Origin of the sequence: Streptosporangium sp. NPDC049078 (assembly GCF_040648855.1) — a bacterium.
GTDB lineage: Bacteria > Actinomycetota > Actinomycetes > Streptosporangiales > Streptosporangiaceae > Streptosporangium.
In genome coordinates this window covers 317,442-343,664 of sequence record NZ_JBEZEL010000010.1, presented here as the reverse complement: position 1 = coordinate 343,664, position 26,223 = coordinate 317,442, and the positions used below count along the sequence as shown (strand labels likewise).

Annotated in this window: 13 protein-coding genes; all 13 read left to right on the top strand. The window is 73.7% G+C overall.

The window, feature by feature from the left end:
• Positions 1-13 precede the first annotated feature (13 nt).
• The 13 genes from AB0B90_RS19545 to AB0B90_RS19485 all read left to right on the top strand — a co-directional run bounded on the left by AB0B90_RS19545 (position 14) and on the right by AB0B90_RS19485 (position 26,166).
• Positions 14-10,492 carry an SDR family NAD(P)-dependent oxidoreductase gene (locus tag AB0B90_RS19545; RefSeq protein WP_362923843.1) on the top strand — a complete coding sequence of 3,493 codons (10,479 nt, stop codon included), beginning with the start codon at positions 14-16 and terminating at the stop codon, positions 10,490-10,492.
• Positions 10,493-10,506: 14 nt separating this feature from the next.
• Positions 10,507-13,614, top strand: a complete 3,108-nt coding sequence (locus AB0B90_RS19540; RefSeq protein WP_362923841.1) for a beta-ketoacyl synthase N-terminal-like domain-containing protein — start codon at positions 10,507-10,509, stop codon at positions 13,612-13,614.
• Positions 13,611-15,530: an HAD-IIIC family phosphatase gene (locus tag AB0B90_RS19535; protein ID WP_362923839.1), complete on the top strand. Its 1,920-nt coding sequence runs from the start codon at positions 13,611-13,613 to the stop codon at positions 15,528-15,530. The genes AB0B90_RS19540 and AB0B90_RS19535 overlap by 4 nt, the downstream gene beginning before the upstream one ends.
• Before the next feature lie 76 nt (positions 15,531-15,606).
• A complete protein-coding gene (locus tag AB0B90_RS19530; RefSeq protein ID WP_350950132.1) occupies positions 15,607-16,593 on the top strand; it encodes an LLM class flavin-dependent oxidoreductase in 987 nt (328 codons plus the stop codon).
• A 146-nt stretch (positions 16,594-16,739) separates the two neighbouring features.
• Complete coding sequence (locus AB0B90_RS19525; RefSeq protein WP_350950131.1) at positions 16,740-18,398, top strand: ABC transporter substrate-binding protein; 1,659 nt, start codon at positions 16,740-16,742, stop codon at positions 18,396-18,398.
• Positions 18,383-19,384: an ABC transporter permease gene (locus tag AB0B90_RS19520; protein WP_350950130.1), complete on the top strand. Its 1,002-nt coding sequence runs from the start codon at positions 18,383-18,385 to the stop codon at positions 19,382-19,384. Before AB0B90_RS19525 ends, AB0B90_RS19520 begins: the two co-directional genes overlap by 16 nt.
• Complete coding sequence (locus tag AB0B90_RS19515; RefSeq protein ID WP_350950129.1) at positions 19,381-20,181, top strand: ABC transporter permease; 801 nt, start codon at positions 19,381-19,383, stop codon at positions 20,179-20,181. Before AB0B90_RS19520 ends, AB0B90_RS19515 begins: the two co-directional genes overlap by 4 nt.
• Positions 20,178-21,899, top strand: coding sequence for an ABC transporter ATP-binding protein (locus AB0B90_RS19510; RefSeq protein ID WP_362923836.1), 1,722 nt, complete (start codon positions 20,178-20,180; stop codon positions 21,897-21,899). Before AB0B90_RS19515 ends, AB0B90_RS19510 begins: the two co-directional genes overlap by 4 nt.
• Before the next feature lie 116 nt (positions 21,900-22,015).
• Positions 22,016-23,203: a cytochrome P450 gene (locus AB0B90_RS19505; protein WP_350950127.1), complete on the top strand. Its 1,188-nt coding sequence runs from the start codon at positions 22,016-22,018 to the stop codon at positions 23,201-23,203.
• Between the two features lie 6 nt (positions 23,204-23,209).
• Positions 23,210-23,416 (top strand): ferredoxin, encoded by a 207-nt coding sequence (locus AB0B90_RS19500; RefSeq protein ID WP_350950126.1) that lies wholly within the window; start codon positions 23,210-23,212, stop codon positions 23,414-23,416.
• A gap of 57 nt (positions 23,417-23,473) precedes the next feature.
• Positions 23,474-24,643, top strand: a complete 1,170-nt coding sequence (locus tag AB0B90_RS19495; protein ID WP_362923833.1) for an acyltransferase — start codon at positions 23,474-23,476, stop codon at positions 24,641-24,643.
• A 54-nt stretch (positions 24,644-24,697) separates the two neighbouring features.
• A complete protein-coding gene (locus AB0B90_RS19490) occupies positions 24,698-25,936 on the top strand; it encodes a cytochrome P450 (protein ID WP_362923831.1) in 1,239 nt (412 codons plus the stop codon).
• Between the two features lie 11 nt (positions 25,937-25,947).
• Positions 25,948-26,166: a ferredoxin gene (locus AB0B90_RS19485; protein ID WP_350950123.1), complete on the top strand. Its 219-nt coding sequence runs from the start codon at positions 25,948-25,950 to the stop codon at positions 26,164-26,166.
• The last annotated feature ends 57 nt before the right edge of the window (positions 26,167-26,223 follow it).

Sequence of the window (26,223 nt, the reverse complement as noted above, 5' to 3'; positions counted from 1 at the left end):
GAGCGGTTCACCGATGGCGAACGAAGACAGGTTCCGCGAGTACCTCCGGCGCACCACGGCCGACCTGATGCGCACCCGCGCGGCACTGGAACGACTGGAACAGGCCGCCCGCGAGCCGCTGGCGATCGTCTCCATGGCCTGCAGGTACCCCGGCGGCGTCCGGTCGCCGGAGGACCTGTGGCGACTGGTGGAGGGGGGGACCGACGCGATCGGCCCGTTCCCGAATGACCGCGGCTGGCCGCTGGAGAAGCTGATCGACCCCGACCCGGACAGGGAGGGCACCAGCTACGCCGCCGAGGGCGGCTTCCTGTACTCCGCCGCCGACTTCGACCCCGAGCTGTTCGGCGTCAGCCCTCGCGAGGCGCTGACGATCGACCCGCAGCAGCGGCTGCTCCTGCAGACCGCCTGGGAGGTGTTCGAGCGCGCCGGGATGGACCCGCGCTCCCTGTCGGGGGAGCGGATCGGGGTGTTCGCCGGCGTCATGTACTCCGACTACGGTTCCCGCCACGTCCGCGCACCCGAGGGTTTCGAGGGGTTCGTCGGCACGGGAAGCGCGGGAAGCATCGCCTCGGGCCGCGTCGCCTACACCTTCGGGTTGCAGGGACCCGCGGTCACCGTGGACACCGCGTGCTCGTCATCGCTGGTGGCGCTGCACTACGCGGCGCAGGCGGTGCGCCGGGGAGACTGCGAGATGGCCGTCGCGGGCGGGAGCACGGTCATGGCCACCCCGGCGACGTTCGTCGAGTTCAGCCGCCAGCGCGGGCTGTCGCCAGACGGCCGCTGCAAGGCGTACGCCGCTTCGGCCGACGGCACCGGCTGGGCGGAAGGGGTCGGTCTGGTGCTCGTCGAGCGCCTCTCGGAGGCCCGGCGCAGGGGACACCCGATCGTCGCGGTGCTGCGCGGCAGCGCGGTCAACTCCGACGGCGCGAGCAGCCGGCTGTCGGCGCCCAACGGGGTGGCGCAGCGGCGGGTGATCCTCGCCGCGCTGGCCGACGCCGGTCTCGACCCCGCCGAGGTGGACGCCGTCGAGGGGCACGGCACCGGCACCGGCCTGGGAGACCCGATCGAGGCGGGCGCCCTCATGGAGACCTACGGCCGGGCACGTCCGGCGACGGATCCGGTGTGGCTGGGCTCGCTCAAGTCCAACATCGGGCACACCCAGGCCGCGGCGGGCATCGGCGGTGTGATGAAGATGGCGATGGCGATGCGGCACGGGGTGCTCCCGGCGAGCCTGCACATCGACGAGCCGTCACCGCACGTCGACTGGGACGCCGGAGGGCTCGCCCCGCTCACCGGGGCGAGGGCGTGGCCGAAGCGGGACCGCCCGCGCCGGGCCGGGGTCTCCTCGTTCGGGATCAGCGGCACGAACGCGCACGTCGTCATCGAGGAGCCCGCGGAGGAGCCCCTGGAGAAGTCACCCGAGAAGTCACCCGAGAAGCGGTCCGGGGCGCCGGAGTCCTCGCGGACGGGCGGCACCGGGGCTCCGGCGCCGGTGGTGTGGACGGTGTCCGGGCACACCGAGCAGGCGCTGCGTGACCAGATCGGCCGGCTGCGGGCACACGTGGCGGAGAATCCGGGCCTGTCCCCGGCCGACGTCGCCCACAGCCTCCGCACCGGGCGCGCCGAACTGTCCCACCGCGCGGTCGCCGTCGGTACCGACCTCGACCGGCTCGCCGGGGAACTGGCGCTGGTGGAACAGGGGCTTCCCTCCCGGCGCGCGGTGCGGGGCGAGGCGACGGTGAACGGGCGGCCGGTCTTCGTGTTCCCCGGCCAGGGGTCGCAGTGGGCCGGGATGGCCCGCGATCTCCTCGCCGCCTCAGAACCGTTCGGCGACGAGATGCGGCGGTGCGCCGAGGCACTGGCGCCGCACGTCGGCTGGGACCTGCTGGAGGTGGTGTCCTCCGGTGAGGAGACCCTGCTCGGCCGGGTCGACGTGGTGCAGCCCGCCCTGTTCTCGATGATGGTCTCGCTCGCCGCGGTGTGGCGTTCCCTCGGGGTGGAACCGGCGGCGGTGGTGGGACATTCGCAGGGTGAGATCGCCGCCGCCCATGTCGCGGGAGCCCTGGACCTGGCCGACGCGGCGGCGCTGGTGGCCCGGCGCAGCGCCGCCCTCGCGGACATCGCGGGGAGCGGGGCGATGGCGTCGATCGGCCTGCCCGCCGGAGAAGTACGTCGCCGGCTCGGCGGCCGCGACGAGATCGTCGTCGCCGCGGTCAACGGTCCGGACGCGACCGTGGTGTCCGGGGAGGCGGGCGCGGTGCGCGACCTCGTCGCCCGCTGCGAGGCCGAAGGGGTGCGGGCGCGGCTCGTCCCCGTCGACTACGCGTCCCATTCACCGGCCGTCGAACCGCTGCGGGAGCCTCTGCTCGCCCGGTTCGCCGGTCTCCGCCCGCGGACGTCCGCCGTCGGTTTCTTCTCCACGGTCACGGCCGCCGAGATCGACACGAGCGCGCTCGGTGCCGGGTACTGGTACGACAACCTTCGCCGCCCGGTTCGCCTGACCGAGACCGTCACCGCGCTCCTGGAGGCGGGCCACCGGTGCTTCCTCGAGGTCAGCCCCCATCCGGTGCTCGTGGCTCCGCTGCGCGACACCTTCGACGAGGCCGGTGTGGAGGCGCACGCGCTGGCCACGCTCCGTCGCGGCGACGGCGGGCTGGATCAGCTGCTCACCTCGGCCGGGAGCCTGTTCGCGGCCGGTCTCGGCGTCGAGTGGGGGGCGGCCACGCTGGGACGCCGCGTCGCCCTGCCCACCTACGCGTTCCAGGAGCGGCGATTCTGGCTCGACACCCGCACCGAGGGGGCGCCGCTCTCGACCGGCCCCGCCGGGGCGGGGCACCCGCTCCTGGAGGTGGTCGTGGAGCCGGCGGACGGGCGGGCGGTGCTGTTCACCGGAGGTGTGCCCGGCGGGCCTGGCGGCTGGGCCCGCGAGCACCGGCTCGGAGAGCGTCCGGTGCTCGTCGGGAGCGCGCTGGTCGAGCTGGCGCTCGCGGCCGGAGAGCGTCTCGGCCTGCCGAGGGTGGACGACGTCGCACTTCTCGCCCCGGTGGACGTGCCGGACGGTCCCGTACAGGTCCAGGTGGAGGTGAACGCCGAGGACGGCGGCGCAGGTGCGACGTTCACGATCCACGCCCGGCCGGGAGGCGGGGACACCGGAGACCCCGGAGGCGCTGTGAAGCCGTGGAGGTTGCACGCCTCGGGCTCGCTGGGCGCGGGCGACGCCGACGTCGCCGACATCGTGGCGCGGGCGGGGATCTCGGAGGCGTGGCCGCCTGCGGACGCCGAGCCCGTCGACGTGGACGCCGGTTACGCCCTCCTGGCCGACGCGGGCGTGCGCTACGGCCCCCGCCTGCGCCGCGTGGGTGCCGCCTGGCGCTCGGCCGGTGACGTGTTCGCCGAGGTGACCCCGCCGGACGGGGACGGAGGCCGGACCGGCGAGGGCGGCGAGGGCGGCGAGGGCGGCGAGGGATTCGTGCTCCATCCCGCTCTGCTGGACGGGATGGCGCAGGTGGCCTTCCTCGACCGGGCGGCCGCTGCCTCCGACCGGGGTGAGCGGCCCGAGGCGGTCGTGCCGTTCAGCTGGAGCGGCGTACGGTCGTACGCCGCCGCGACGGGCCCGGTACGCGTCCGCCTGACTTGGACCGGACCGGACGCCTTCTCGCTCGCCGCGTTCGACGCCACGGGCCGGACGGTGCTGAGCGTCAAGGAGGTGCGCGTCCGCCCGGCCACCGAGGGGTCCGGCGAGGCGCAGGCCCCCGCTCCCGTCTCCGTCCCCTGGGCGCACCGCGCGGTGCGACGTTCTCGGGAAGGGGCCGGGCGGGCCGCTCCCGAGGACGCCGGGCCGGTGGACGTACTGGCGGGGCTTTCCGGGAGCGAGCGGGAGGAGCGGATGCTGGACCTGGTCGGGCGGGCGGTCGCCGGTATCCTCGGCTACGAATCCGCCCGGGACGTCCGCCCGGACCGGCCCTTCCGCGACCTCGGACTCGACTCCATGACGGGGGTGCGGCTCAGGGACCATCTGAGCGGCCTTCTGGGCCGCCGCCTGCCGAGCACGCTCGTGTTCGACCATCCGAGCCCGCGTGCCCTGGCCCGCCACCTGAGCCGTACCGCGCCGGAGGGCCCGTCCCACGCCGTGGCCCGGCGCGGGCGGGAGGCCGAGGACCCCATCGCGATCGTCGCGATGGCCTGCCGCTACCCGGGTGGCGTCAGCACCCCCGAACAGCTGTGGGAGCTGCTGGAAGCGGGTGGGGACGCGGTCGGGCCGTTTCCCGACGACCGGGGCTGGGACCTGGGCGCCCTGTTCGACGACGACCCGGACAACCCGGGGACGTCCTACGCGCGCGACGGCGGGTTCCTCCACGAGGCCGCCGACTTCGACGCGGACTTCTTCGAGATGAATCCGCGCGAGGCCAAGGCCGCCGATCCGCAGCAGCGGCTGCTGCTGGAGACCTCGTGGGAGGCGTTCCAGCGCGCGGGCATCGACCCGGCCGGCCTGCGCGGCTCCCGGACCGGTGTCTACGTCGGCCTGATCTACACCGAGTACGGCGGCCGGGCGCAGGACGACCCGCGCGAGTACGGAGGGTATCTGGGCACCGGCAGCGCCGGGAGCGTGGCCTCGGGCCGGATCGCCTACACCTACGGCCTGCAGGGGCCCGCGATCACCGTGGACACGGCCTGCTCGTCCTCGCTGGTGGCGCTCCACCTGGCGGAGCGGGGGCTGCGCGACGGGGAGTGCGATCTCGCGCTGGTCGGCGGGGCCACGCTCATGGCCACACCCGCGACCTTCGTGGAGTTCAGCCGCCAGCGCGGGCTCTCACCCGACGGACGGTGCCGCGCGTTCGCCGACGCCGCCGACGGCACGGGCTTCAGCGAGGGCGTCGGGCTGCTGCTGGTGGAACGACTGTCGGACGCGCGGCGCAACGGGCATCCCGTGCTGGCCGTGCTCAAGGGGTCGGCGGTGAACCAGGACGGCGCCAGCAACGGGCTCACCGCGCCCAACGGCCCCGCCCAGGAACGGGTGATCGAGGAGGCCCTGCGCGTCGCGCGCCTCTCACCGGCCGACGTGGACGCGGTGGAGGCGCACGGCACCGGCACCACCCTGGGCGACCCGGTGGAGGCGCGGGCGCTGCTCGCCACGTACGGGGCGGCGCGCGGGGACCGCCCGCCGCTCATGCTGGGCTCGCTCAAGTCCAACGTCGGGCACACCCAGGCGGCGGCCGGCGTCGGCGGGATCATCAAGATGGTCATGGCGCTGGAGCGCGGGACGCTGCCGCGCACGCTGCACGTCGACAGGCCGTCGCGCCACGTCGACTGGGAGCGGGGCGGTGTCGCGCTGCTCACCGAGAACACCCCCTGGCCCGCCGGGAAGCGTCCGCGGCGGTTCGGGGTCTCCGCCTTCGGCATGAGCGGGACCAACGCGCACGTCGTCATCGAGGAGCCGCCCGCGCCCGAGGCCGCTCCCGCACCGGAGCCTTTCGGCGGACCGGTCCCGCTCGTCCTGTCGGCGAGGTCGGCACGCGCGCTCGGAGGCGAGGCGCGGCGGCTGCGCGCCTACCTGGAGCGGCATCCGCGGGTCGCCCTCGCCGATGTCGCGGCCGCCCTGGTGACCACCAGGGCCGAGTTCGGCCACCGCGCGGTCGTCGTGGCCGGCGATCGCGAGGAGGCGCTGGCGGGGTTGTCCGCCGTCGCGGACGGTGCGCCGTCGGCGTCGGCGGTGAGCGGGTACGCCGGGGACTCGCGCCTGCCGGTCCTTGTCTACCCCGGCCAGGGCGCGCAGTGGGAGGGCATGGCCCGCGCGCTGCTCACCGAGTCGCCGGTCTTCGCCCGCAGGATGGGCGAATGCGCCGACGCCCTCGACCCGGTGACCGGGTGGTCGCTGCTGGACGCGCTGCGCGGCGGCGTCGGCCTGGGGCGGGTGGACGTGGTGCAGCCGGTCCTGTGGGCGGTGATGACCGGGCTCACCGCGCTCTGGGAGTCCTTCGGCGTACGGCCCGCCGCCGTCATCGGTCACTCGCAGGGCGAGATCGCCGCCGCGCTCGCCGCGGGCGCGCTGTCACTGGAGGAGTCGGCGGCGGTGGTGGCGTTGCGCAGCCGGGCCATCCGCAAGATCGCGGGCGGCGGGGCGATGCTGTCGGTCGCGGCCTCGCGGGAGCGGGTGCACGCGGTCCTCGAGAATCTCGGGCTCTCAGAGAACACAGAGAGCACGGGGAACGCGGGGAACGCGGGGAACGCGGGGGACGCGGGGGACGCAGGGGACGCGGTGTCGGTCGCCGCGCTCAACGGACCGGCCTCGACCGTCGTCGCCGGCGAGGCCGGGGCGGTGCGCCGCGTGGAACGGGCACTGGAGGAGCTTGGCGTGCGGGTACGGCCGGTGGACGTGGACTACGCCTCCCACTCGCCCCAGGTCGAGGCGCTCGAAGCCGAACTGCTGGAGATCCTGCCGTCGCCCGCGCCGGGCCGCGCGTTCACCGCCGGTGTCTTCTCCACCGTCACCGGCGCGGCGATCGAGCCGGGTGACGGCACCGGCTTCGGTAGCCCCGGCTACTGGTACCGCAATCTCCGCCGGCCGGTGCTGCTGCAGGCCGCGGTGGAGGCGGCGGCCGAGGCGGGGCACGAGGTGTTCGTCGAGGTGAGCCCGCACCCCGTCGTCGGGACGGGAGTCCAGGAGATCCTGGAGGCGCTCCCCGGGGTGGAACGGCCCGCCGTGCTGGGCACGCTGCGCAGGGACGACGGGGGCATGGCACGGGTGCTGGTCTCGGTGGCCGAGGCCTGGGTGAACGGGGTCCGGGTCGACTGGCCGGGGTACCTCGGCGAGCGCCGAGGGCGGGTGCCGGTCCTGCCGACCTACGCCTTCGACCGGCACCGGTACTGGCTGGACGCGCCGGTGCCCACCACCGGGATCCCCGCGGGCGCGCGGCCGGTCACGCATCCGCTGCTGTCCACGGCCGTGCGCGCGGCGTCCGAGGACGGCCTGCTGCTTTTCGGCAGGCTCTCCCTGGACGACCAGCCGTGGCTGGGCGATCACGTGGTGGACGGCGCGGTCCTGGTCCCCGGCGCGGTCCTCGCCGAACTGGCGGGCCACGCGGGGGAGCTGGCCGGTGTCGCGCGGGTGGACGAGCTGACCCTCCGGCGCCCGCTGGTGCTCGACGACTCCGGCGCGGTCGAGATCCAGGTGACCGTGGGCCCGGCCGAGCGGGACGGTCTGCGCCCCGTCGGGGTTCACGCGCGACCGGCGGACACCGGTGACCCGCTGGGTGCGCCGTGGACGGTGTACGCCGCCGGCTCGCTCGCCCCGCTCCCCGCACCCGCCGCCCCGCCGGTTCGTGCCGAGTGGCCGCCACCCGGCGCGGTGCCCGTCGACGTCGGCGGGCTGTACGAGGACCTGGCCGCCAGGGGCTATCACTACGGCCCGGCCTTCCGCGGCCTGCGCGGGGCGTGGCGGTCGGGGGAGGAGGTCATCGCGGAGGTGTTCCTGGAGGGCCCGCCCGGGTACCGCGTCGCGCCCACGCTGCTTGACGCCGCGCTGCACGCCGTCGGGCTCGCGGGCCTGTTCCCCGACGACGGCGCCGTACGGTTGCCCTTCGCCTGGCGTGGCCTCACCCGGTACGCCGCCGCGCCCTCGGCGGTACGGGTACGCGTACGCCGCACCGGAGAGGAGACGGTCGCGGTCGACCTGACCACGGCCGAGGGCGACCCGGTGGCGGGCATCGAGGCGGTGACGTTCCGCGCGGCCGACCCGGCGGACCTCGCCGCGGCGGGCACGGAGGACCTGCTGTACGAACTCATCTGGGACCCTGTGCGCCCCGGCGCCGGTGTGCCGCGCGAACGCGTGCGAGTCCTCGGCGCTCCCGGAAACACCGGGGAGACCGCGGATGCCGAGGAGACCGCCCACCCGCGACTCGGCGCGGTGCTCGCGGCGCTGGACGCGGGAGAGCCCGCGCCCGAGGTGCTCGTCGTCTCGGCGGGCGAGGAGGCCGGGCCCGTACCGGAGGCGGTCCGAGCCGCCCTGCTGCGGGTGCTCGAAACGCTCCGGCGAGGGCTGGCCGACGACAGGCTGGCGGAAACGCTGTTCGTGGTGCGCACCTGCCGCGCCGTGGAGGCGGTTCCCGGCGAGCGCGCCGGCGCGCTCGCCGGCGCCGGAGTGTGGGGGCTGGTCCGCGGTGTGCAGGCCGAGGAGCCCGGCCGGGTGGTGATCGTGGACACCGAGACCGTCTCCACGCCGCTGTCGGAGGTCCTGGACGCCGTGGCGTCCGGCGAGCCGCAGATCGCGATCAGGGGCGGCGGGACACTGGTGCCCAGGCTCCGGCGACGCCGGCGCGACCCGGTACCGTCCGGCGCGGGCAACTGGCGGCTGGAGGCGGCCGAGAGCGGGGTGGCCGACGATCTGGCGTACCGGCCCGTCGAGGACAGGCCACTGGGCCGGGGAGAGGTCAGGGTCGCCGTCCGCGTCGCCGGCCTGAACTTCCGCGACGCGATGCTCACCCTGGGCATGTACCCGGGCGCGGCGGATCTGGGCACCGAGGGCGCCGGGGTGGTGCTCGCGGTCGGGGCCGACGTGACCGGTATCGGTCCCGGCGACCGGGTGATGGGTCTCATCTCCGGGGGGATAGGGCCCGAGGCCGTCACCGACCACCGTCTGCTGGTACCGATCCCGCAGGGCATGTCGTTCGCCCAGGCGGCGACCGTGCCCGCGGTGTTCCTCACCGCCTACTACGCCCTGCGCGACCTGTCCGGCGCCCGCCGGGGGGAGTGGGTCCTGGTACACTCCGCCGCGGGCGGCGTCGGCGGGGCGGCGATCCAGCTGGCGCGCCACTGGGGGCTGACCGTGTTCGGCACCGCGAGCCCCGCCAAATGGCCCGCGCTCGAAGAGGCCGGACTGCCCCCCGGCAGGATCGCCGGCTCCCGGGACCTGGCGTTCGCCGGGGCGGTGCGGGAGGCGACCGGCGGGCGCGGCGTGGACATCGTGCTGAACTCGCTCGCCCGCGAGTTCGTGGACGCCTCACTCGAACTGCTCGCTCCCGGCGGGCGGTTCATCGAGATGGGCAAGACCGACGTACGAGACCCCGAGGAGGTCCGCGCCCGGCACGGCGTGCACTACCGGGCGTTCGACCTGGCCGAGGCGGGGCCGGACCGGATCGGCCGGATGCTCGCCGAGCTCGCGGACCTGTTCGAGAGCGGGATCCTCACGCCGCTCCCGGTCACCTCCTGGGACGCCGGGCGGGCGCCGGACGCCGTCCGCCATCTCGGACTCGCCCGGCACGTGGGCAAGGTGGCCCTCCGGATCCCGGGGCCGATCCGTGCCGGCGGCACGGTCCTGGTCACCGGCGCGACCGGCGGTGTGGGCAGGCTTGTCGCGCTGCACCTGGCCAGGGAACACGGCGTCGGGCACCTGCTGCTGCTGAGCAGGCGGGGCGCCCTCGCGGAGGGCGCCGGACGGCTCCGTGCGGAACTCGGCGGGCTCGGCGTGAAGGTGACGATCGCCGCCGCGGACGTGGCGGACGCCGGCGCGCTGGCCCGCGTGCTCGCGGAGGTCCCCGACGAGCATCCCCTCACGGCCGTGGTGCACGCGGCCGGGGTCCTGGACGACGCGACGCTCGCCAACCTCGTCCCGGAACGGCTCGACGCGGTGCTGCGGCCCAAGGTGGACGGCGCCTGGAACCTGCACGAGCTCACCAGGGACCTCGACCTCGCCGCGTTCGTGCTGTTCTCCTCCGCCGCGGGGATCGTGGGCAGCGCCGGGCAGTCGGCCTACGCGGCGGCCAACGTCTTCCTCGACGCCCTCGCCGTGGCCAGGACCCGCGAAGGGCTCCCCGCCACCTCGATCGCCTGGGGACTGTGGCGGTCGGAGAGCACCATGACCGGCTCGCTCTCCGCCGTCGACCGGGCCAGGATGGCGCGGTCCGGGCTGCTGCCGCTGTCACCGGGACGCGGCCTGGCACTGCTGGACGCGGCGATGGCGGCGCCGGAGCCGACCCTGGCCGCGGTCCGGCTGGACCTCGCGAGGCTGGCGGGAGTCCCCGACCCGGCCCCGCCGCTGCGGTCCCTGGTGCGCGGCCGCGCACTTTCGGCGAAGGCCGACGGCTCCGGCGGGTCCGGCTCCGCCGAGCCCGCGCTGGCGCGGATGCTCGCCGACACCGAGCCGGCGCGCCGCGGGGAGCTGATGACCGAGACGGTCTTCCGGTATGTGGAGGCGGTGCTCGGGCGGGCTCCGGGGGAGGCGGCCGAGGAGGGCCGCAGCTTCAAGGAGCTCGGCTTCGACTCGCTGACCGCGGTCGAACTGCGCAACCGGCTCGGCAAGGCCACCGGGCTGCGGCTCCCGGCGACCATCGTGTTCGACCATCCGACCCCGGCCGCTCTCGCCGGCCACCTGCTCGGCCGGCTCGCCCCGGCCGAGCGGGAACCGGGCGTGCGGGAACCGGGCGCGGGGGCGGGCGAGGAGGTCCCGGCGACCGCCGAGGAGCTGTTCAGGTTCATCGACTCCGAGCTTCGATCCTAGGGATGGCGGGCGGTATGAGTGACGAGAAGAAGCTGGTCGAGTACCTCCAGTGGACGACCGGCGAGCTCGCCCGGGTGAAGAGGGAGCTGGCCGCGCTGTCGACCCCGGACCCGGTGGCCGTGGTCGCGATGGCCTGCCGCTACCCCGGCGGGGTGCGCTCGCCCGAGGACCTGTGGCGGGTGGTCGCCGACGGCGTCGACACCGTCGGCGAGCCGCCGCGGGACCGCGGCTGGGACGCGGCCCTGCGGGAGCGGGCGAGGGCCGGCGGCTTCCTGGACGACGCGGCCGGATTCGACGCCGCCTTCTTCGGGATCTCCCCCAGGGAGGCCGTGGCGATGGATCCGCAGCACCGGCAGCTGCTGGAGGTCTCCTGGGAGGCCCTGGAGCGCGCGGGGATCGTCCCGAGGTCGCTGCGGGGCAGCCGGACCGGGGTGTTCACCGGGGTGATCTACCAGGACTACGCGCCCGCGATCGACGACGCGCCCCCCGAGCTCGACGGCTACCTCATGACCGGCAACGCGGCGAGTGTGGCGTCCGGGCGGGTGGCGTACACCTTCGGCTTCGAGGGGCCCGCGCTCAGCGTCGACACCGCCTGCTCGTCCTCGCTCGTGGCGATCCACCTCGCCGCCGACTCGCTGCGCCGCTCCGAGTGCGACCTCGCGCTCGCCGGAGGGGTGACGGTGATGGCCACCCCCCGGGTCTTCGTGGAGTTCGGGCTCCAGGGCGGGCTCGCCGCGGACGGCCGCTGCAAGGCGTTCGCCGACGCGGCCGACGGCACCGGCTTCGGCGAGGGCGTGGGGGTGCTGGTGCTGGAGCGGCTCGGGGACGCCCTGCGCAACGGGCACCCGGTCCTGGCGGTGATCCGCGGCTCGGCGATCAACTCCGACGGGGCGAGCAACGGGCTCACCGCGCCGAGCGGGACCGCCCAGGAGAAGGTGATCGAGGCGGCCCTGCGCGGCGCGGGGCTGTCGCCGGCCGAGGTGGACGCGGTCGAGGCGCACGGGACCGGCACCGCGCTCGGGGACCCGATCGAGGCGGGCGCCCTGATCGCGGCCTACGGCACCGCGAGGCGACGACCGCTGTGGCTGGGTTCGGTCAAGTCGAACCTGGGGCACACGCAGGCCGCGGCGGGAGTCGCCGGTGTGATCAAGATGGTGCAGGCGCTGCGGCACGGCGTGCTGCCCGCGACGCTGCACGTGGCCGATCGGTCCACCCTGGTCGACTGGGACGACGGCGGGGTGGCACCGCTGGAGCGCGCCCTTCCCTGGCCGCGCGGCGACCGTCCGCGCAGGGCGGGTGTCTCCTCGTTCGGGATCAGCGGGACCAACGCGCACCTGCTCGTCGAGGAGGCGCCGGTGGCCGAAGGGGAGTCACCGGCTGCGGGGGCCGAGGCAGGGAACCCGCCGGTGGCCGTCCCCTGGCTCCTTTCCGGCAAGACGCCCGAGGCGGTGCGGGCACAGGCCGCCCGGCTGGGTGACCTCCTGCGCTCGGGAAGGGAGACCGATCTCGCCGCCGTGGCCCGCACCCTGGCGGGACGGCGCTCGGAGTTCAGGTACCGGGCGGTGGCGCTCGGCTCCGGCGCCGCCGAGCTCACCCGCGAACTGGACGCGCTCGCCGGGCCGTCCGGCCCGATCGTCACGGCGAGCGCGGCGCCGAAGGTGGCGTTCGTGTTCAGCGGCCAGGGGACCCAGCGGGCGCGGATGGGACGCGAGCTGTACGAGAGGTTCCCGGTCTACGCCGAGGCGTTCGACGCCGCCTGCGCCGCACTGGACCTGGCCAGACGGGTCCACCACGCCGAAGGCCCGCCCCTGGGCGAGGTGGTGTCCGCCGCGGCCGACGGCCCGCTGGGAGGGCTGCTGCGGCGCACGGAGTTCGCCCAGCCCGCGCTGTTCGCCACCCAGCTCGCGCTCTGCCGGCTCGCCGAGCACCTGGGCCTGGTCGCCCACGCGCTGCTCGGCCACTCCGTCGGGGAGCTCACCGCGGCACACGTCGCCGGGGCGCTCTCGCTGGAGCAGGCCGCGCGCCTGGTCGTGGTACGGGCACTGGCGATGCAGTCCGCGCCGGAAGGCGGGGGCATGGTGTCGCTGCGGGCCCCCGAGGCGGAGGTGCGGGCATCCCTGGCCGAGCTGGACGGACGGGTGTCCGTGGCGGCGGTCAACGGGCCGAGGTCGACCGTGGTCTCCGGCGACGCGGACGCGGTGCGGGGACTGGGCGCCCGATGGCGCTCCCGTGGGGTGCGTACGAAGGCGCTCGCGGTCGGCCATGCCTTCCACTCGCCGCACATGGACCCCGCGCTGCCGCGGCTGGTGGAGGCGGCGGCGGGACTGGACGTCGGCGAACCCGCGACCCCCCTGGTCTCCAACACCACGGGCCTGGTGGCGACGCGGGACGAGCTGGCCGCGCCGGACTACTGGGCCGCCCAGGTGCGCGGCACGGTCCGTTTCCACGACGGCGTGCTCACCCTGCGGGGCCTGGGCGTCGACACCTTCGTCGAGATCGGTCCCGACACCACGATGACCGGCATGATCGCGGACTGCCTGGCAGGGGAGCGGGACGGCGTGTCGGCGATCCCGCTGGTGCGAGACCCCGCAGCGGAGGCCCGGTCGGTGTTGCGCGGTGCCGCGCAGGCCCACGCGCGCGGCGTGCGGATCGACTGGGAGAAGGTGCTCGGCGAGGGGCCGGTCGCCGATCCGGCCACCGTGCCGACCTACCCGTTCCGGCACGAACGCTACTGGCTCATCCCGCCGAGAAGACACGGACGGGACCTGCCACCGTACGAGCCGACGACGGCACCGGCCGCCGCGTCGCCGGCGCCGTCGTCGGGGCCGCCGCCCGGCCTGCCCGAGGGCGAGCGCCACGACCTCCTGACGTCGCTGGTGCTGACGGCGGTGGCCGACGCGCTCGGCCACTCCCACGGCGCGATCGGCCCGGCGGACGACCTGACCCAGATCGGCATCACCTCCTTCGGCGCGCTGGAGATCGCCGCCAGGCTCTCCAGGGAGATCGGCGTCGACGTGCGGGTGGGGCTGGTGCTCGACCACGGCACCGCCCGCGAACTCGCGTTCCGGCTGGAGGAACTGCTCGGCCCGCAGAACGCGCCGGCACTGCTGGAGAAGCGATGACCTCCACGAGCGCCGAGGCGCGCGCGTGCCTGCGCTCGCTGCACCGCGAGGGGGCGCTCGCGGCGCGCTACGACGAGGTCGCGGCACTGCTGGCCGCGATGGACGAGGAGGACGCCGCCCGGTCGGCGCGGCTGCTGGAGCGGGTCGACGTGGAGGCCGCCCGCGAACATCATCCGGGGCTTCCGCTCGCGGCCGTGACCGTCACCGGACACGGCACGCTCGGTGCGCTGCGCACCGCGCTCATCGGCGAGCTGGCCCGCCACGGATATCTGCCGGACGTCCGGCTCGCCGACTTCGGCTCGTACGCGTTCGAGCTGGGCGATCCCGGCAGTGCCCTGTACGCCGGACGGCCCGACGTGACCGTCTGCGTACTCGACCACGCGGCCGTGTTCGACGAGGTCGGCGTGCCGTTCACGGTGGACGACGTGGAGCGCGTGCTGGAGGAGAAGCTGGCGCTGTGGCGGCGGCTGGCGGCGCGGTTCGGGGAGAGCGGGTCCGGCGCGCTCGTGTTCAACACCGTGCCGCTGCCCCGGGTGTGGCAGGCGCAGTTGCTGGACCATCCGTCCAGGGCGCGGCTCGGCGCGGTCTGGCGGCGGGCCAACGCCGAGTTGCTGGCGTTCGGCGAGTCGGTGGAGCGGGTCGTGGTGATGGACCTCGACCCGCTGCTGACGGCGCCGATCGAGCTGTCCGATCCGCGGTTCGAGGTCTACGCGCGGGCGCACCTGTCGGACGCCCTGCTCGGCGCGTACGCCCGTGAACTGGCCCATCTGGTGCGGGCCCGGACCGGGCGTACCAGGAAGGTGCTCGCCGTCGACCTCGACCAGACGCTGTGGGGCGGAGTCCTCGGCGACGACGGGGTGGAGGGCATCGAGGTGGCCCACGGACGGCGAGGCGAGGCCTTCCAGCGGTTCCAGAAGGTGGTGGCGCAGCTGCAGTCGCAGGGTGTCCTGCTGGCCGCGGTGAGCAAGAACGACCAGGAGACCGTGCTCGCCGCGCTGCGGGGACACCCCGACATGGTGGTGCGCGAGGACGCCTTCGTCCGCATCCTCGCCAACTGGCGGCCGAAACCGGCCAACCTGCGCGTCCTGGCGCGGGAGCTGAACCTGGGCGGGGACAGCGTGGTGTTCGCCGACGACAGCGTCCACGAGTGCGCCGCGGTCGCGGCGGAGCTGCCGGAGACGGCGGTGATCCACCTGGACGGCGACCCGGCGCTGCACGTGACGCGGCTGCTGGCCGACGGCTGGTTCACCGTGAACGAGGTGACCACGGAGGACCGCGTCCGGACGCGGCGCTACCACGAGGAGGCGGCGCGCTCGGAGTTCCTGTTCGCGGCGGGGTCGGCCGAGGAGTTCCTGGGCGGGCTGGGGGTGTCCGTACGGCTGGCGCCCGCCACCGGCGCCGACGTCGCGCGGCTGTCGCAGATCACCTTGCGCACCAACCAGTTCAACCTCACCACCGAGCGCCTCTCCCCGGAGGCGGTGCGTGAGCGGGCGGAGCGGCCGGGGTCGCGGGTGCTGACGCTGTCGGCGGCCGACCGGTTCGGGAGCAACGGGATCGTCGGAGCGGTCTTCCTGCGGGCGCTGCCGGAGGGGTTGCTGATCGAGAACCTCCTGCTGAGCTGCCGGGTGTTCGCCCGGGGGATCGAGCAGGCGTGCCTGGCCGCGGTGCTCGGCCAGGCACGCGCCGCGGGTTTTCCTGCCGTGCACGGTGACTACGTGGCGAGCGCGAGGAACGCGAAGGTCGCGGACTTCTACCCGCACTACGGGTTCACCGCGACGGAGGTGACGCCGCGGGGGTCGCGGTACGCGCACGACCTCGGCGAGATCGTCGGCGTGCCGGGCCATCTCACGCTGGAGGTCGCGGGCCGGGTGGTGCCGGCCCCGGCCGGTCCCGCGGAGGCGGCGTTGACAAGCTGAGGCATCCTCGATTTAACTTGCGGACATAACGTGAGGAAGCCTCCGTATATGTGTGAACGGGATGAGGGAGAGGGCATTGCCTGAGGGAATCGCGGTCTCGGTGCACGACACCGCGCCGGTCTGGCGAGGTGACACGGCGGGTGACGCGCTGCGCCGTTCGATCGATCTGGCCAAGGCCGTGGAGGCGCTCGGTTACCGGCGTTACTGGGTGGCCGAACACCACAACACGCCGGCGCTGGCGGCGTCGAGCCCCGCGGTGCTCGCCGGGCCCATCCTGGAGGCGACCTCCAGCATCCGGGTCGGCTCGGGCGCGGTGCTGCTGCCGAACCACTCGCCCCTGGTGGTCGCCGAGCAGTTCGGAGTCCTGGCCGGCCTCTATCCGGGCCGGGTCGACCTGGGGCTCGGGCGCGCCCCGGGCGGCTCCGGCGAGATCGCGGCCCGCATCGGCGACCCGCGCCGGCTGGACTTCGGCGACGCGCTGCACGAGCTGCGCGAGTACTTCGCCGGAGGCAGCGGCGGCGTGCGGGCGATCCCGGAGCCGGCGATCGCGCCCGAGCTGTGGATGGTGGGCTCCAGCACCGGCAGCGCCGCCTACGCGGGCCGGGCGGGCCTGCCCTACGTCTACGCGCACGCGATCGTGGGGGGCGGCGCCCCCGAGGCGCTCGACGCCTACCGCCGGGCCTTCCGGCCCTCGCCGTGGCTGTCCGAGCCGCACGCGTGCGTGGCGGTGATCGTCGTCGCCGCCGACACCGACGAGCGGGCCCACCGGCTGGCCGCCTCCTTCGTGTTCGGCCAGATCCTGATGCGCACCGTGGATCCGGGCACCGTGCTGCCCACCGAGGAGGAGACCGCGGCGCACACGTTCACCCCGCAGGAGGAGCGCTTCCTGCGGGACCGGATCGACCCGCAGTTCGTCGGCTCCCCGGAACGGATCACCCCCCGCCTGACCGAGCTGCTGCGCCGGACCCGCGCCGACGAGCTGTTCGTGCTCACCCAGGTGCCCGACCACGCCGCCCGGATCCGCTCGTACGAGTTGCTCGCCAAGATCGTCTCATCCCTGTAGGCCGCACGGGCCGGTGCGCCCGAGCACCGGCCACAGCTCTCCTCAGCCCGCGTTCAGCCCGGCTTTAGAACCGCCGAGCACTGTGTGTCTGTCCAGCCGGAGAACGACCTCCGGCGCACCCCGACGTTCGAACGATGAGGATGAGGATGGCTGCTGCTACGAGGTCCCGGTCACGCAGGCCCGCCACCATGGCGGGGGCCGCCACGTTGATGCTGGCACTGGCCACCGCGTGTTCCTCCGGCGCGGACGGCGCCACGACAGGGGAGGGGAGCGCCGCCGCGCAGCCCAGGAGCGGCGGCACGCTGCGCCTGGCCGTCGAGAAGGAACCCGAGTGCCTGGACCCGCACCAGAGCCCCACCGAGTCGGCCAGGGCCCTCACCCGGCCGATCCTGGACTCGCTGGTCCACCAGGACGCGCAGGGAGCCATCGGTCCCTGGCTGGCCACGCGCTGGGAGGTCTCGCCGGACCGGCTCACCTACACCTTCGACCTCCGTCAGGGCGTGACGTTCACCGACGGGGAGAGGTTCGACGCCCAGGCGGTGGTCGCCAACCTCGACCACGTGGTGGCTCCGGAGACGAAGTCGCTGCTCGCCGGAAGCCTGCTCGCGGCCTACCGGTCGGCCAAGGCCGTCGGCCCCTCCACGGTCGAGGTCAGGCTCAAGCGGCCCGACTCGGGATTCCTCGCCGCGCTGGCCCTGCCCAACCTGGGCATCCAGTCCCCGCCCACCCTCAAGGGCTCCCCCTCCGCGCTGTGCGCGAAGATCGTCGGAACCGGCCCCTTCCGCAGTGACACGGGGCTCGTGCCGCAGAAGGGCATCGACTACGTCAGGAACCCCTCCTACGACTGGGCGCCGGAACCGCGTCGCGGCCCGGCGCGGCTGGAGCGGATCGAGGTCAAGGTCGTGCCGGACAACGCCGCCCGGCTGGGCGCGCTCACCAGCGGCCAGGTCGACGCGGTCACCGGCCTGTCGCCGACGAGCCTCAACACGCTCAAGAGCACGCCCGGGTTCACCCTGCACTCGACGCCGTTCCCCGGGATCAACTACAGCTACTGGCCCAACACCGCGAGCGGCCCGCTCAGCGACGTCAACGTGCGCAAGGCGCTGCGTACCGGCATCGACTGGGCGCAGATCGTGAAGAACGTCTACTTCGGCGTGTACGAAGGCGCCCAGGGGGTGCTCTCGTCCGGCACACCGGGCTACGACGGCTCGCTCGCCCCGGCCTACGCCCACGACCCGGCCGAGGCGGAGCGGCTGCTCGACCAGGCCGGCTGGACCGGGCGCGACGCGGCCGGGTACCGCACGAAGAACGGCAAACGTCTCACCCTGCGCCACATGTGGTCCGACGGGTCCGTGGCCAACCTCGCCACGCAGATCCAGTCCGCGGCGAAGGGACTCGGCGTCGAACTGGTCGAGGAGAACCTCGACGGCGGGACCTTCGTCAAGCGCCTGCTGGACGGTGACTACGAACTGATCGACACCAGCTTCTCCGCGCCGGGGCCGGACGTGTTGCGCGTCCTGTTCGGCGCCGACAACATCCCCACGCCCAAGCGCGGGATCAGCAACAACATGGCACGCTACGACAACCCGGAGGTGGAGGCAGGCTTCCGGCGCGCGCTCGGCGCCGAGAACCAGGCCGAGCAGCACCGCGCCTACGCCGAGGTGCAGAAGCGCATCACCGAGGACGCCGCGGTCCTGCCGATCTACTCGCCCCTGTCCACGGTGACCGTACGCGAGGGCGTCCGGGAGGTCGGCTTCAACGCCGACGGCACCCCCGACCTGTACGGCGCATGGCTCGCGTCCTGAACGTGCCCGCCGCCGAGGCGGCGGACGCGGAGCCCTCACGCCGTAGAAGCGGGGCGGCGCGTCTCGTGCTGGTGCGCGTGGCCGCCTCGGTGGCCGTGCTGTGGGGAGCGGTCACGGCGACGTTCCTGCTGCTGCGGGTGATGCCGGGCGGCACCGCCGACGTGCTGCTCGCCCGCTCCGCCGTCACCCCGGAGGTGCGCGAGCGGATCATCGCCGAGTACCGGCTCGACGATCCGCTCGTGGCGCAGTACCTCGCCTACCTCACCAGGATCGCGCGGGGGGAGTTCGGCGAGTCGTACGTGCTGCGCAGGCCGGTGTGGGACGCGATCGGATCCCAGCTCCCCGACACCCTGCTGCTGGTCCTGGCGACCCTGCTGGTCACGCTGGTCGCCTCCGTCCTGCTCGCCGTGGTGAGCGCGAACCGCCGACGGTGGGTGCGCTCGTCGTTCTCCGCGACCGAGTCGCTGGTGGTGGCGCTGCCGCCCTTCTGGCTCGGGCTGCTGCTGCTGACGGTGTTCTCCTTCAACCTGCACTGGTTCCCGGCCATCGGCTCCTCCTCCCTGTCCGGCCTCGTGCTGCCGACCGCCGCGCTGGCCGCGGGGCCGGTCGCGGTGATGACGGGGGTGCTGCGCGACGGGTTGCTGCGCGCGCTGGAGGACCCGTTCGTGGTGACCGCCCGCTCGCGGGGCATCGGCGAGCTCGCGCTGCGCCTGCGGCACGTGCTGCGGCACGCGCTGCTGCCCGCCACCACGCTCCTGGGCTGGATCGCCGGCTCGCTCATCGGAGGCGCGGTGATCATCGAGATCGTCTTCTCCCGGCAGGGGATCGGACGGCTGGTGCTGTTCGCGGTGGAGAACAAGGACATGCCCGTGGTGATCGCGATCGTGCTGCTCACCGCGGTCGTGTTCGTGCTGGTCAACATCGTGGTCGACATCCTGGTCCGGGTGATCGACCCCAGGACGCGAGAGGCGGGGAGCCGGCCGTGACCAAGAGCTTCTGGCCGGGGGCGATCGTGCTGGCACTGCTGGCCGCGATGGCGCTCTTCCCGTCGCTGTTCACCGGGACGGACCCCGACGCGGCCGACCTGAACGCGACGCTGCGGCCGCCCGACGGCACGCACTGGCTCGGCACCGACCAGAACGGCAGGGACCTGTACGCCAGGATCGTTCACGGCGCCGGCCCCTCCCTGCTGATAGGCGCCGGCGCGGTCGGGCTCGCGCTGGCCGTGGGCGTCCTGGTCGGGGTCGCCGCCGCGCAGCTCGGCCGGACCATGGACCAGGTGCTCAGCAGATCGCTCGACGTGATCCTCTCCGTTCCCGGCCTGCTGCTGGTGTTCCTGGTCGTCGCGGTGCTGGGACCCGGCGGCGGCCCGGCCAGCGTGGGCCTGGCGGTGATCTCCCTGCCGGGCTTCGCCAGGGTGACACGCGCGGAGGTGATCAGGCTGCGCACAGCGCACTACGTCGAGGCGGCCCACGGGTTCGGCTGGTCGCGCGTCCAGGTGGTCCTGCGGCACATCCTGCCCAACGCGCTCGGCCCGGTCATGGTGCTGGCGACGGTGACCCTGGGAGCGATGATCGTGGCGGGCTCCTCGCTGAGCTTCGTGGGCCTGGGCCCCCAGCCGCCGACCGCCGAATGGGGCGCGATGCTCGCCGACAGCCAGGAGTTCCTCGCGATCGCCTGGTGGCCGGCGGCGTTCCCCGGGGCCGCCATCACGATCGCGGTCCTGTCCATCACCGTCGTCGGCGGGCACCTGCGGCAGCGGATCGAACGGGGGCGGACATGAGCCTGGTATCCGGCGACACGACGGACACGAGCCCGGCGCCCGGGGACACCGGGGACACCGGGGACACCGGGGACACGAGGGAACTGCTGCGCGTCCGGGACCTCACCGTCGGCTTCTCGACGGGCCGCGGGCACGTCGACGCGGTGCGGGGCGTGTCCTTCCGCATCGACCGCGGGCAGGTGGTGGCGATCGTCGGTGAGTCCGGCTCCGGCAAGAGCGTCACCGCGCGCAGCCTGGTGGGACTGGCCGGCGACGGCGCCGACGTGCGGGCGGAAGAGCTCGCGTTCGACGGGCTCGACCTGCGCCGGGTGCGGGGCCGAGGCTGGCGTGCGCTGCGCGGGCGACGCGTCGGCTTCGTCCTGCAGGACGCCCTGGGCTCCCTCGATCCGCTGCGCCGCGTCGGCGCCGAGGTGGCGGAACCCCTGCGCGAGCACCGGACCGTGCCCTCGGGCGAGATCGGCGACGAGGTCGTACGGCTGCTCGACTCGGTGGGCGTCCCCCTGCCGGAGAGCCGGGCACGGCAGTACCCGCACGAGATGTCGGGCGGGCTGCGGCAACGCGCCCTGATCGCCTCGGCCCTGGCCGCGCGGCCCGACCTGCTGATCGCCGACGAGCCGACGACGGCGCTGGACGCGACGGTGCAGAGGCAGGTGCTCGCGCTGTTGCGCGAGCGCGCGGGCGACGGCACGGCGATCCTGCTCATCAGCCATGACCTCGGCGTCGTCGCGGAGATCGCCGACCACGTGTACGTGATGAAGGACGGGCGGTTCGTCGAGGACGGCCCGACGCGCGAGATGCTCCAGGCGCCCTCCCACCCCTACACCAGGACCCTGGTCGCCGCCGCGCTCGGGCAGGGACGGGGCCTGGCGCGGGGCGCGGGCATCGCGTCGGCCGACCCCGATCCGCGTCCCGGTCCCGGTCCCGGTCCCGGACAGGTGGTGCTGAGCGCCGAAGGGCTGGTCAAGAGGTACAGGCTGCCGGGCAAGGGCGCGTTCACCGCGGTGGACGAGGTGTCGGTCGAGGTACGGGCCGGTGAGACGCTCGGCATCGTCGGAGAGTCGGGGTCGGGGAAGACGACCGTGGGCCGGCTGCTGCTGGGCCTGGCCGCGCCGGACGCCGGCCGGGTCGAGGTGAACGGGCGGACCTGGAGCGAACTGCGCGGCCCCGAACGGCGGGCGGCCCGCCGCCGGATCCAGATGATCTACCAGCACCCGCTCGCCTCCTTCGATCCCCGCTACACCGCGAGGCGGCTTCTGGAGGAGCCCCTGCGCGCGCAGGGCACCCCCGGCGCCGAACGCGCACGACGGGTGGCGGAACTCCTGGAGCACGTGGGCCTGGACGAGGAGGTGCTCGGCCGGCGGGCACGTGAGCTGTCCGGAGGCCAGCGGCAGCGCCTCGCGATCGCGCGGGCACTCGCCCCGCGACCGGACGTCATCATCTGCGACGAACCGGTCTCGGCCCTGGACGCGGTGATCCAGGCGCAGGTGCTCGACGTCCTCACCGACGTTCAGGAAAGGCTCGGCGTGGCCTACGTATTCATTTCCCACGACCTGGGTGTCGTCCACAGGATCAGTCACGAAGTGGCGGTCATGAAAGACGGAAAAGTGGTCGAGTCCGGCGACATAAGAAAAGTATTCGAAGCTCCGGAGCATCAATACACAAAGACCCTCCTGGAAGCGGTTCCCCGGCTTCACCGGGCCGCTCGGGGCAGCGCATAAGCAATTCTTAAACAACGCTGAACCGGCCTTGCCCAATATTTCGTTCCTGCCTAATGTCGTTGTCGTCGCACGGCACCGGCGGCGCCCTTTTCTTGTCTCGCCGAAGGATGAAGGAAATGACGGAAGCTCCGCCGTATCCGCAGAAACGCACCTGCCCGTACGAGCCGCCGCCCGGATATCGGGAGATCGGTGAGCGGGGGCCGGTGCTCAAGGTGACGCTCTTCGACGGCCGCGAGGCGTGGATGGTGACGGGGTACCGGGAGTCGCGGGAGATCCTCACCCACCCGAACCTGTCCTCGCAGCGCACCCACCCCGGGTTCCCCATCGTCGCCCCCCGCTTCCGCTCGCAGATCGCCCGCACCCTCGCGCTCATCGCGATGGACCCGCCCGTCCACGACATCTACCGGCGCTACCTCAACCCGCACTTCAGCCTCAAGACGGTTCGCGGAATGCGTCCTCAGCTTGAGGAGATCGTGTCCGGATACATCGACGCGATCATCGACCACGGCCCTCCCGCCGACCTGGTGCCGCTGCTCGCGGTGCCGCTCCCGTCCCTGGTGATCTGCCGGCATCTCGGCGTCCCCTACACCGACCACGACTTCTTCCAGGACGCCAGCGGCAAGGTGATGCTGGGCACCGAGCAGGAGTCGGCGACGGCGGCCCAGGACCTGGTCGACTACATCGACCGGCTGGTGGCCGCACAGATCAAGGAACCCACCGACGGCCTGCTCGGCACGCTGGTGAGGGAGCGGGTCATCCCCGGCGACGTCGGGCACGACGAGCTGGTCTCGATCGCGCTGGTGCTCCTGATCGCCGCTCACGAGACGACCTCCTCCTCTCTCGCCCTGGGCGTCATCACGCTGCTGGAGCACCCGGACCAGTTGGCGCTGGTGCTTCAGGACCCCTCCCGCCTGCCCGGCGCGATCGAGGAACTCCTGCGCTACATCGCGACCACGGACCTCGTCGCGACCAGGGTCGCCAAGGGGGACATCGAGATCGCGGGCCACCTCATCCGGGAGGGGGAGGGGGTGCTCGTCTCGGGCACCCTGGCCAACCGGGACGAGCAGGTGCACCGGCGGGCCCACGAGTTCGACGTCCTGCGCGAGGACACCCACCACCTCACCTTCGGGTTCGGCATCCACCAGTGTCTCGGCCAGAACCTGGCCCGGCTCGAACTGGAGGTCGCCCTGCACCAGCTGCTCACCCGGATCCCGGGGATACGGCTGGCCGTACCCGTGGACGAACTGCCCATCCTCGGCGCGGGCACCGTGCAGCGGGTGCTCCAGCTGCCGGTCGAATGGTGACGCCGGATGTGGGTGCGGGCGGATCGGGAGCGCTGCATCAGTGGCGGGCGCTGCATGGCCGCCACCTCCGAGGTCTTCGATCAGGACGATGACGGCCTGGTCGTCGTGCTCACCCCGCGGCCCGAGCCGCAGCAGGAGGAACGGGTCCGCAGGGCCGCCTTCCTCTGCCCGGCGCAGGCCATCCGGATCAGCGAGAAATCACCGGGGGACTGACCTCCCCACAGGTTCGGGCCGGCCCCGTACGAAGGCCGGCCGAAGAAAGCAGAAAAGATGACTCATTCGACGCACCCGTCGAAGGAGGCCGCGCGGCTCCCCTCGCTCACCGGGTTGAGATTCGTGGCGGCGTTCCTGGTGTTCGTGTGCCACGCCTGTGTCCTGGGTTTCTTCCACCGGGAGACCGCGGCCTCCCTGCAGACCTTCGCCTTCGCCTCGGGCTGGCTCGGTGTGGAGTTCTTCTTCGTGCTGAGCGGGTTCGTGCTGACCTGGTCGGTGCGGGAGGGACAGTCCAGGACGAGCTTCTGGCGCCGGCGCCTGGTCAAGGTCTACCCGGTCCACGTGGTGACCTGGCTGGCCGCGCTCGGCCTGGCCGTGTGGGCGGGCCAGGCCGTGGACCTGCCCAAGCTGCTGCCGAGCCTGCTGCTCGTGCACACCTGGTATCCCCGGATGGACGTGATCATCACGATCAACGTCGTCACCTGGTCCCTCGCCTGCGACCTGCTCTTCTATCTGGCCTTCCCCTTCCTGTACGCGCTCGTCCGCAGGATCTCCGCCCGGCGGCTGTGGTGGGCGGCCGGCGCCGTCGCCGCCGTGATCGCCCTGCTGCCCGCCGTCGCCCTCCTCGCCCTGCCGGGAACACCCCGGCTCCCGGGCCAGGACATGTCGTTCGTGCAGAACTGGTTCCTGGTCTCCTTCCCGCCGATCAGGGCACTGGACTTCGTCCTCGGCATCGTCATGGCCCGCATAGTGCTGACGGGCCGGCGGGTCCCGCTGGGCGTGGGCCGGGCGCTGCTGGTCCTGGCGGCGGGGTTCGCCCTGCAGATGTACCTGTGGCCGAGCGTCTACGGGCTCACCGCGACGATCGCGCTGCCGCTGGCGCTGCTGATCGCGGCCGTGGCCGCCGCGGACGAGCGGGGCGCGCCCACGCCGTTTCGCGGCCGGATCCTGCGCTGGCTGGGCGGGGTCTCGTACGCCTCCTACCTGGCGCACTTCCTGGTCCTGCACTTCGGGCACCTCGCGATCGGCGCGGAGCGGACATGGGACGTGCCGGCCGCCCTCGGTGTCATCGCGGTTCTGTTCGGGGTCACCACGGCGGTGGCGTGGGCACTGAACCGCCTCGTCGAGGAACCCGCCATGCGCGCGTGGGCACAGCCGCGCCCTCACCCCCTGTCGCCCGGCGGCGCGCTACGACCGGAGACCCCCGCCCCGGAACCGGCGAGCTGACCGCACCCTCACACCCGCGACGACGGACGGAAAAACGACAGGAGGCACCACATCGTGAACACTCCCATCCCGGCCGAGGACGAGCGGCTCTTCGCCTACCCCCAGGACCGGAGCTGCCCCTGGCAACCCTCTCCCGGATACCGGGGACTGGGGGAGCAGGGGCCGCTGCACCGGGTACGGCTGTGGGACGGAAAGTCCATCTGGATGGTGACCGGGCACGCGCAGGCACGGCGGTTGCTCGCCGACCCGCGTATGTCGGCCGACCGTTCCCGCGACGACTTCCCCGCGGTCCTGCCCCGGCTGGACGCCCCCATCTTCAAGCCCATCGCCATCATCGGGTTCGACCCGCCCGTGCACGACATCCACCGCCGCCTGCTCGCCCCCGACTTCAGCCTCAAGCAGGTGCGCGCTCTGCGCGCGAGCGTCGAGGAGCTCGCGGGCAGGCTGGTGGACGAACTGCTCCGCAAAGGGCCGCCCGCGGAGTTGGTCGAGGACTACGCGCTGCCGATCCCGTCCATGGTGATCTCGGAGCTGCTCGGCGTGCCGTACGACGACCACGCGTTCTTCGAGGCGATGACGAACGGGCTGCTCCAGGCCAAGAGCGCGCAGGACGCCGAGGCGGCGGGCCAGGCGCTCTGGGACTACCTGGACGGGCTGATCACCACCAAGGAACGTGAACCCGGTGGGGCGGGGGTGCTGAGCAGACTGGTGGGTCAGGTCGACGAGGACGGCGACCTGACCCGGGAGGACCTGGTGCGCATCGCGCTGGCGCTGCTGATCGGAGGGCACGACACGACGTCCCAGATGATCGCGCTCGGGGTGGTCACCCTGCTGGAACACCCGGACCAGCTGGCGGCGCTGCGCGCGGACCCGGGCGCACTGCCCGCCGCGGTGGACGAGTTGCTGCGGATGGTGTCGGTGACGGACGTCTCGGGAGTGCGGGTGGCGACCGAGGACATCGAGATCGACGGACACGTCATCCGGGCCGGAGAAGGGGTCCTGGTCTCCTCCTCGATGACCAACCGCGACCCCGCGGTCTTCTCCGACCCGTACCGGTTCGACATCCGCCGCGCCGGCGGGCACAACGCCGCCTCCGGCCGCCACCACCTCACGTTCGGGTTCGGCATCCACCAGTGCCTCGGCCAGAACCTGGCGCGGATGGAGCTGGAGGTCGCGTTCTCCGTCCTCTTCGACCGGATCCCGGACCTGCGGCTCGCCGTGCCGCTGGACAGGCTGCCCACGCGCGGCGGCGGCACGATGCAGGGCGTGCACACCCTGCCCGTCGAGTGGTGAGAGGAGAAACGATGAAGGTGACCGCCGACCGGCGTCGCTGCATGGCCGCCGGCCACTGCGCGATCAGCGCGCCCGCGGTGTTCGACCACGGAGAGGACGGCCTGGTCGTCGTCCTGGACGCGGATCCGGGAGAGGACGCCCGGGAGGCCGTGGAGACGGCCGAGGACCTGTGCCCGTCCCGGGCGATCGCCGTCGCGCCCGCGGGCGCCGAGCGGATACCGAGCGGGTGACGCCGGGATCGGTGCGCCGGTGTGGGCCGGTGGAACGCGACGTCGCGTTCCACCGGC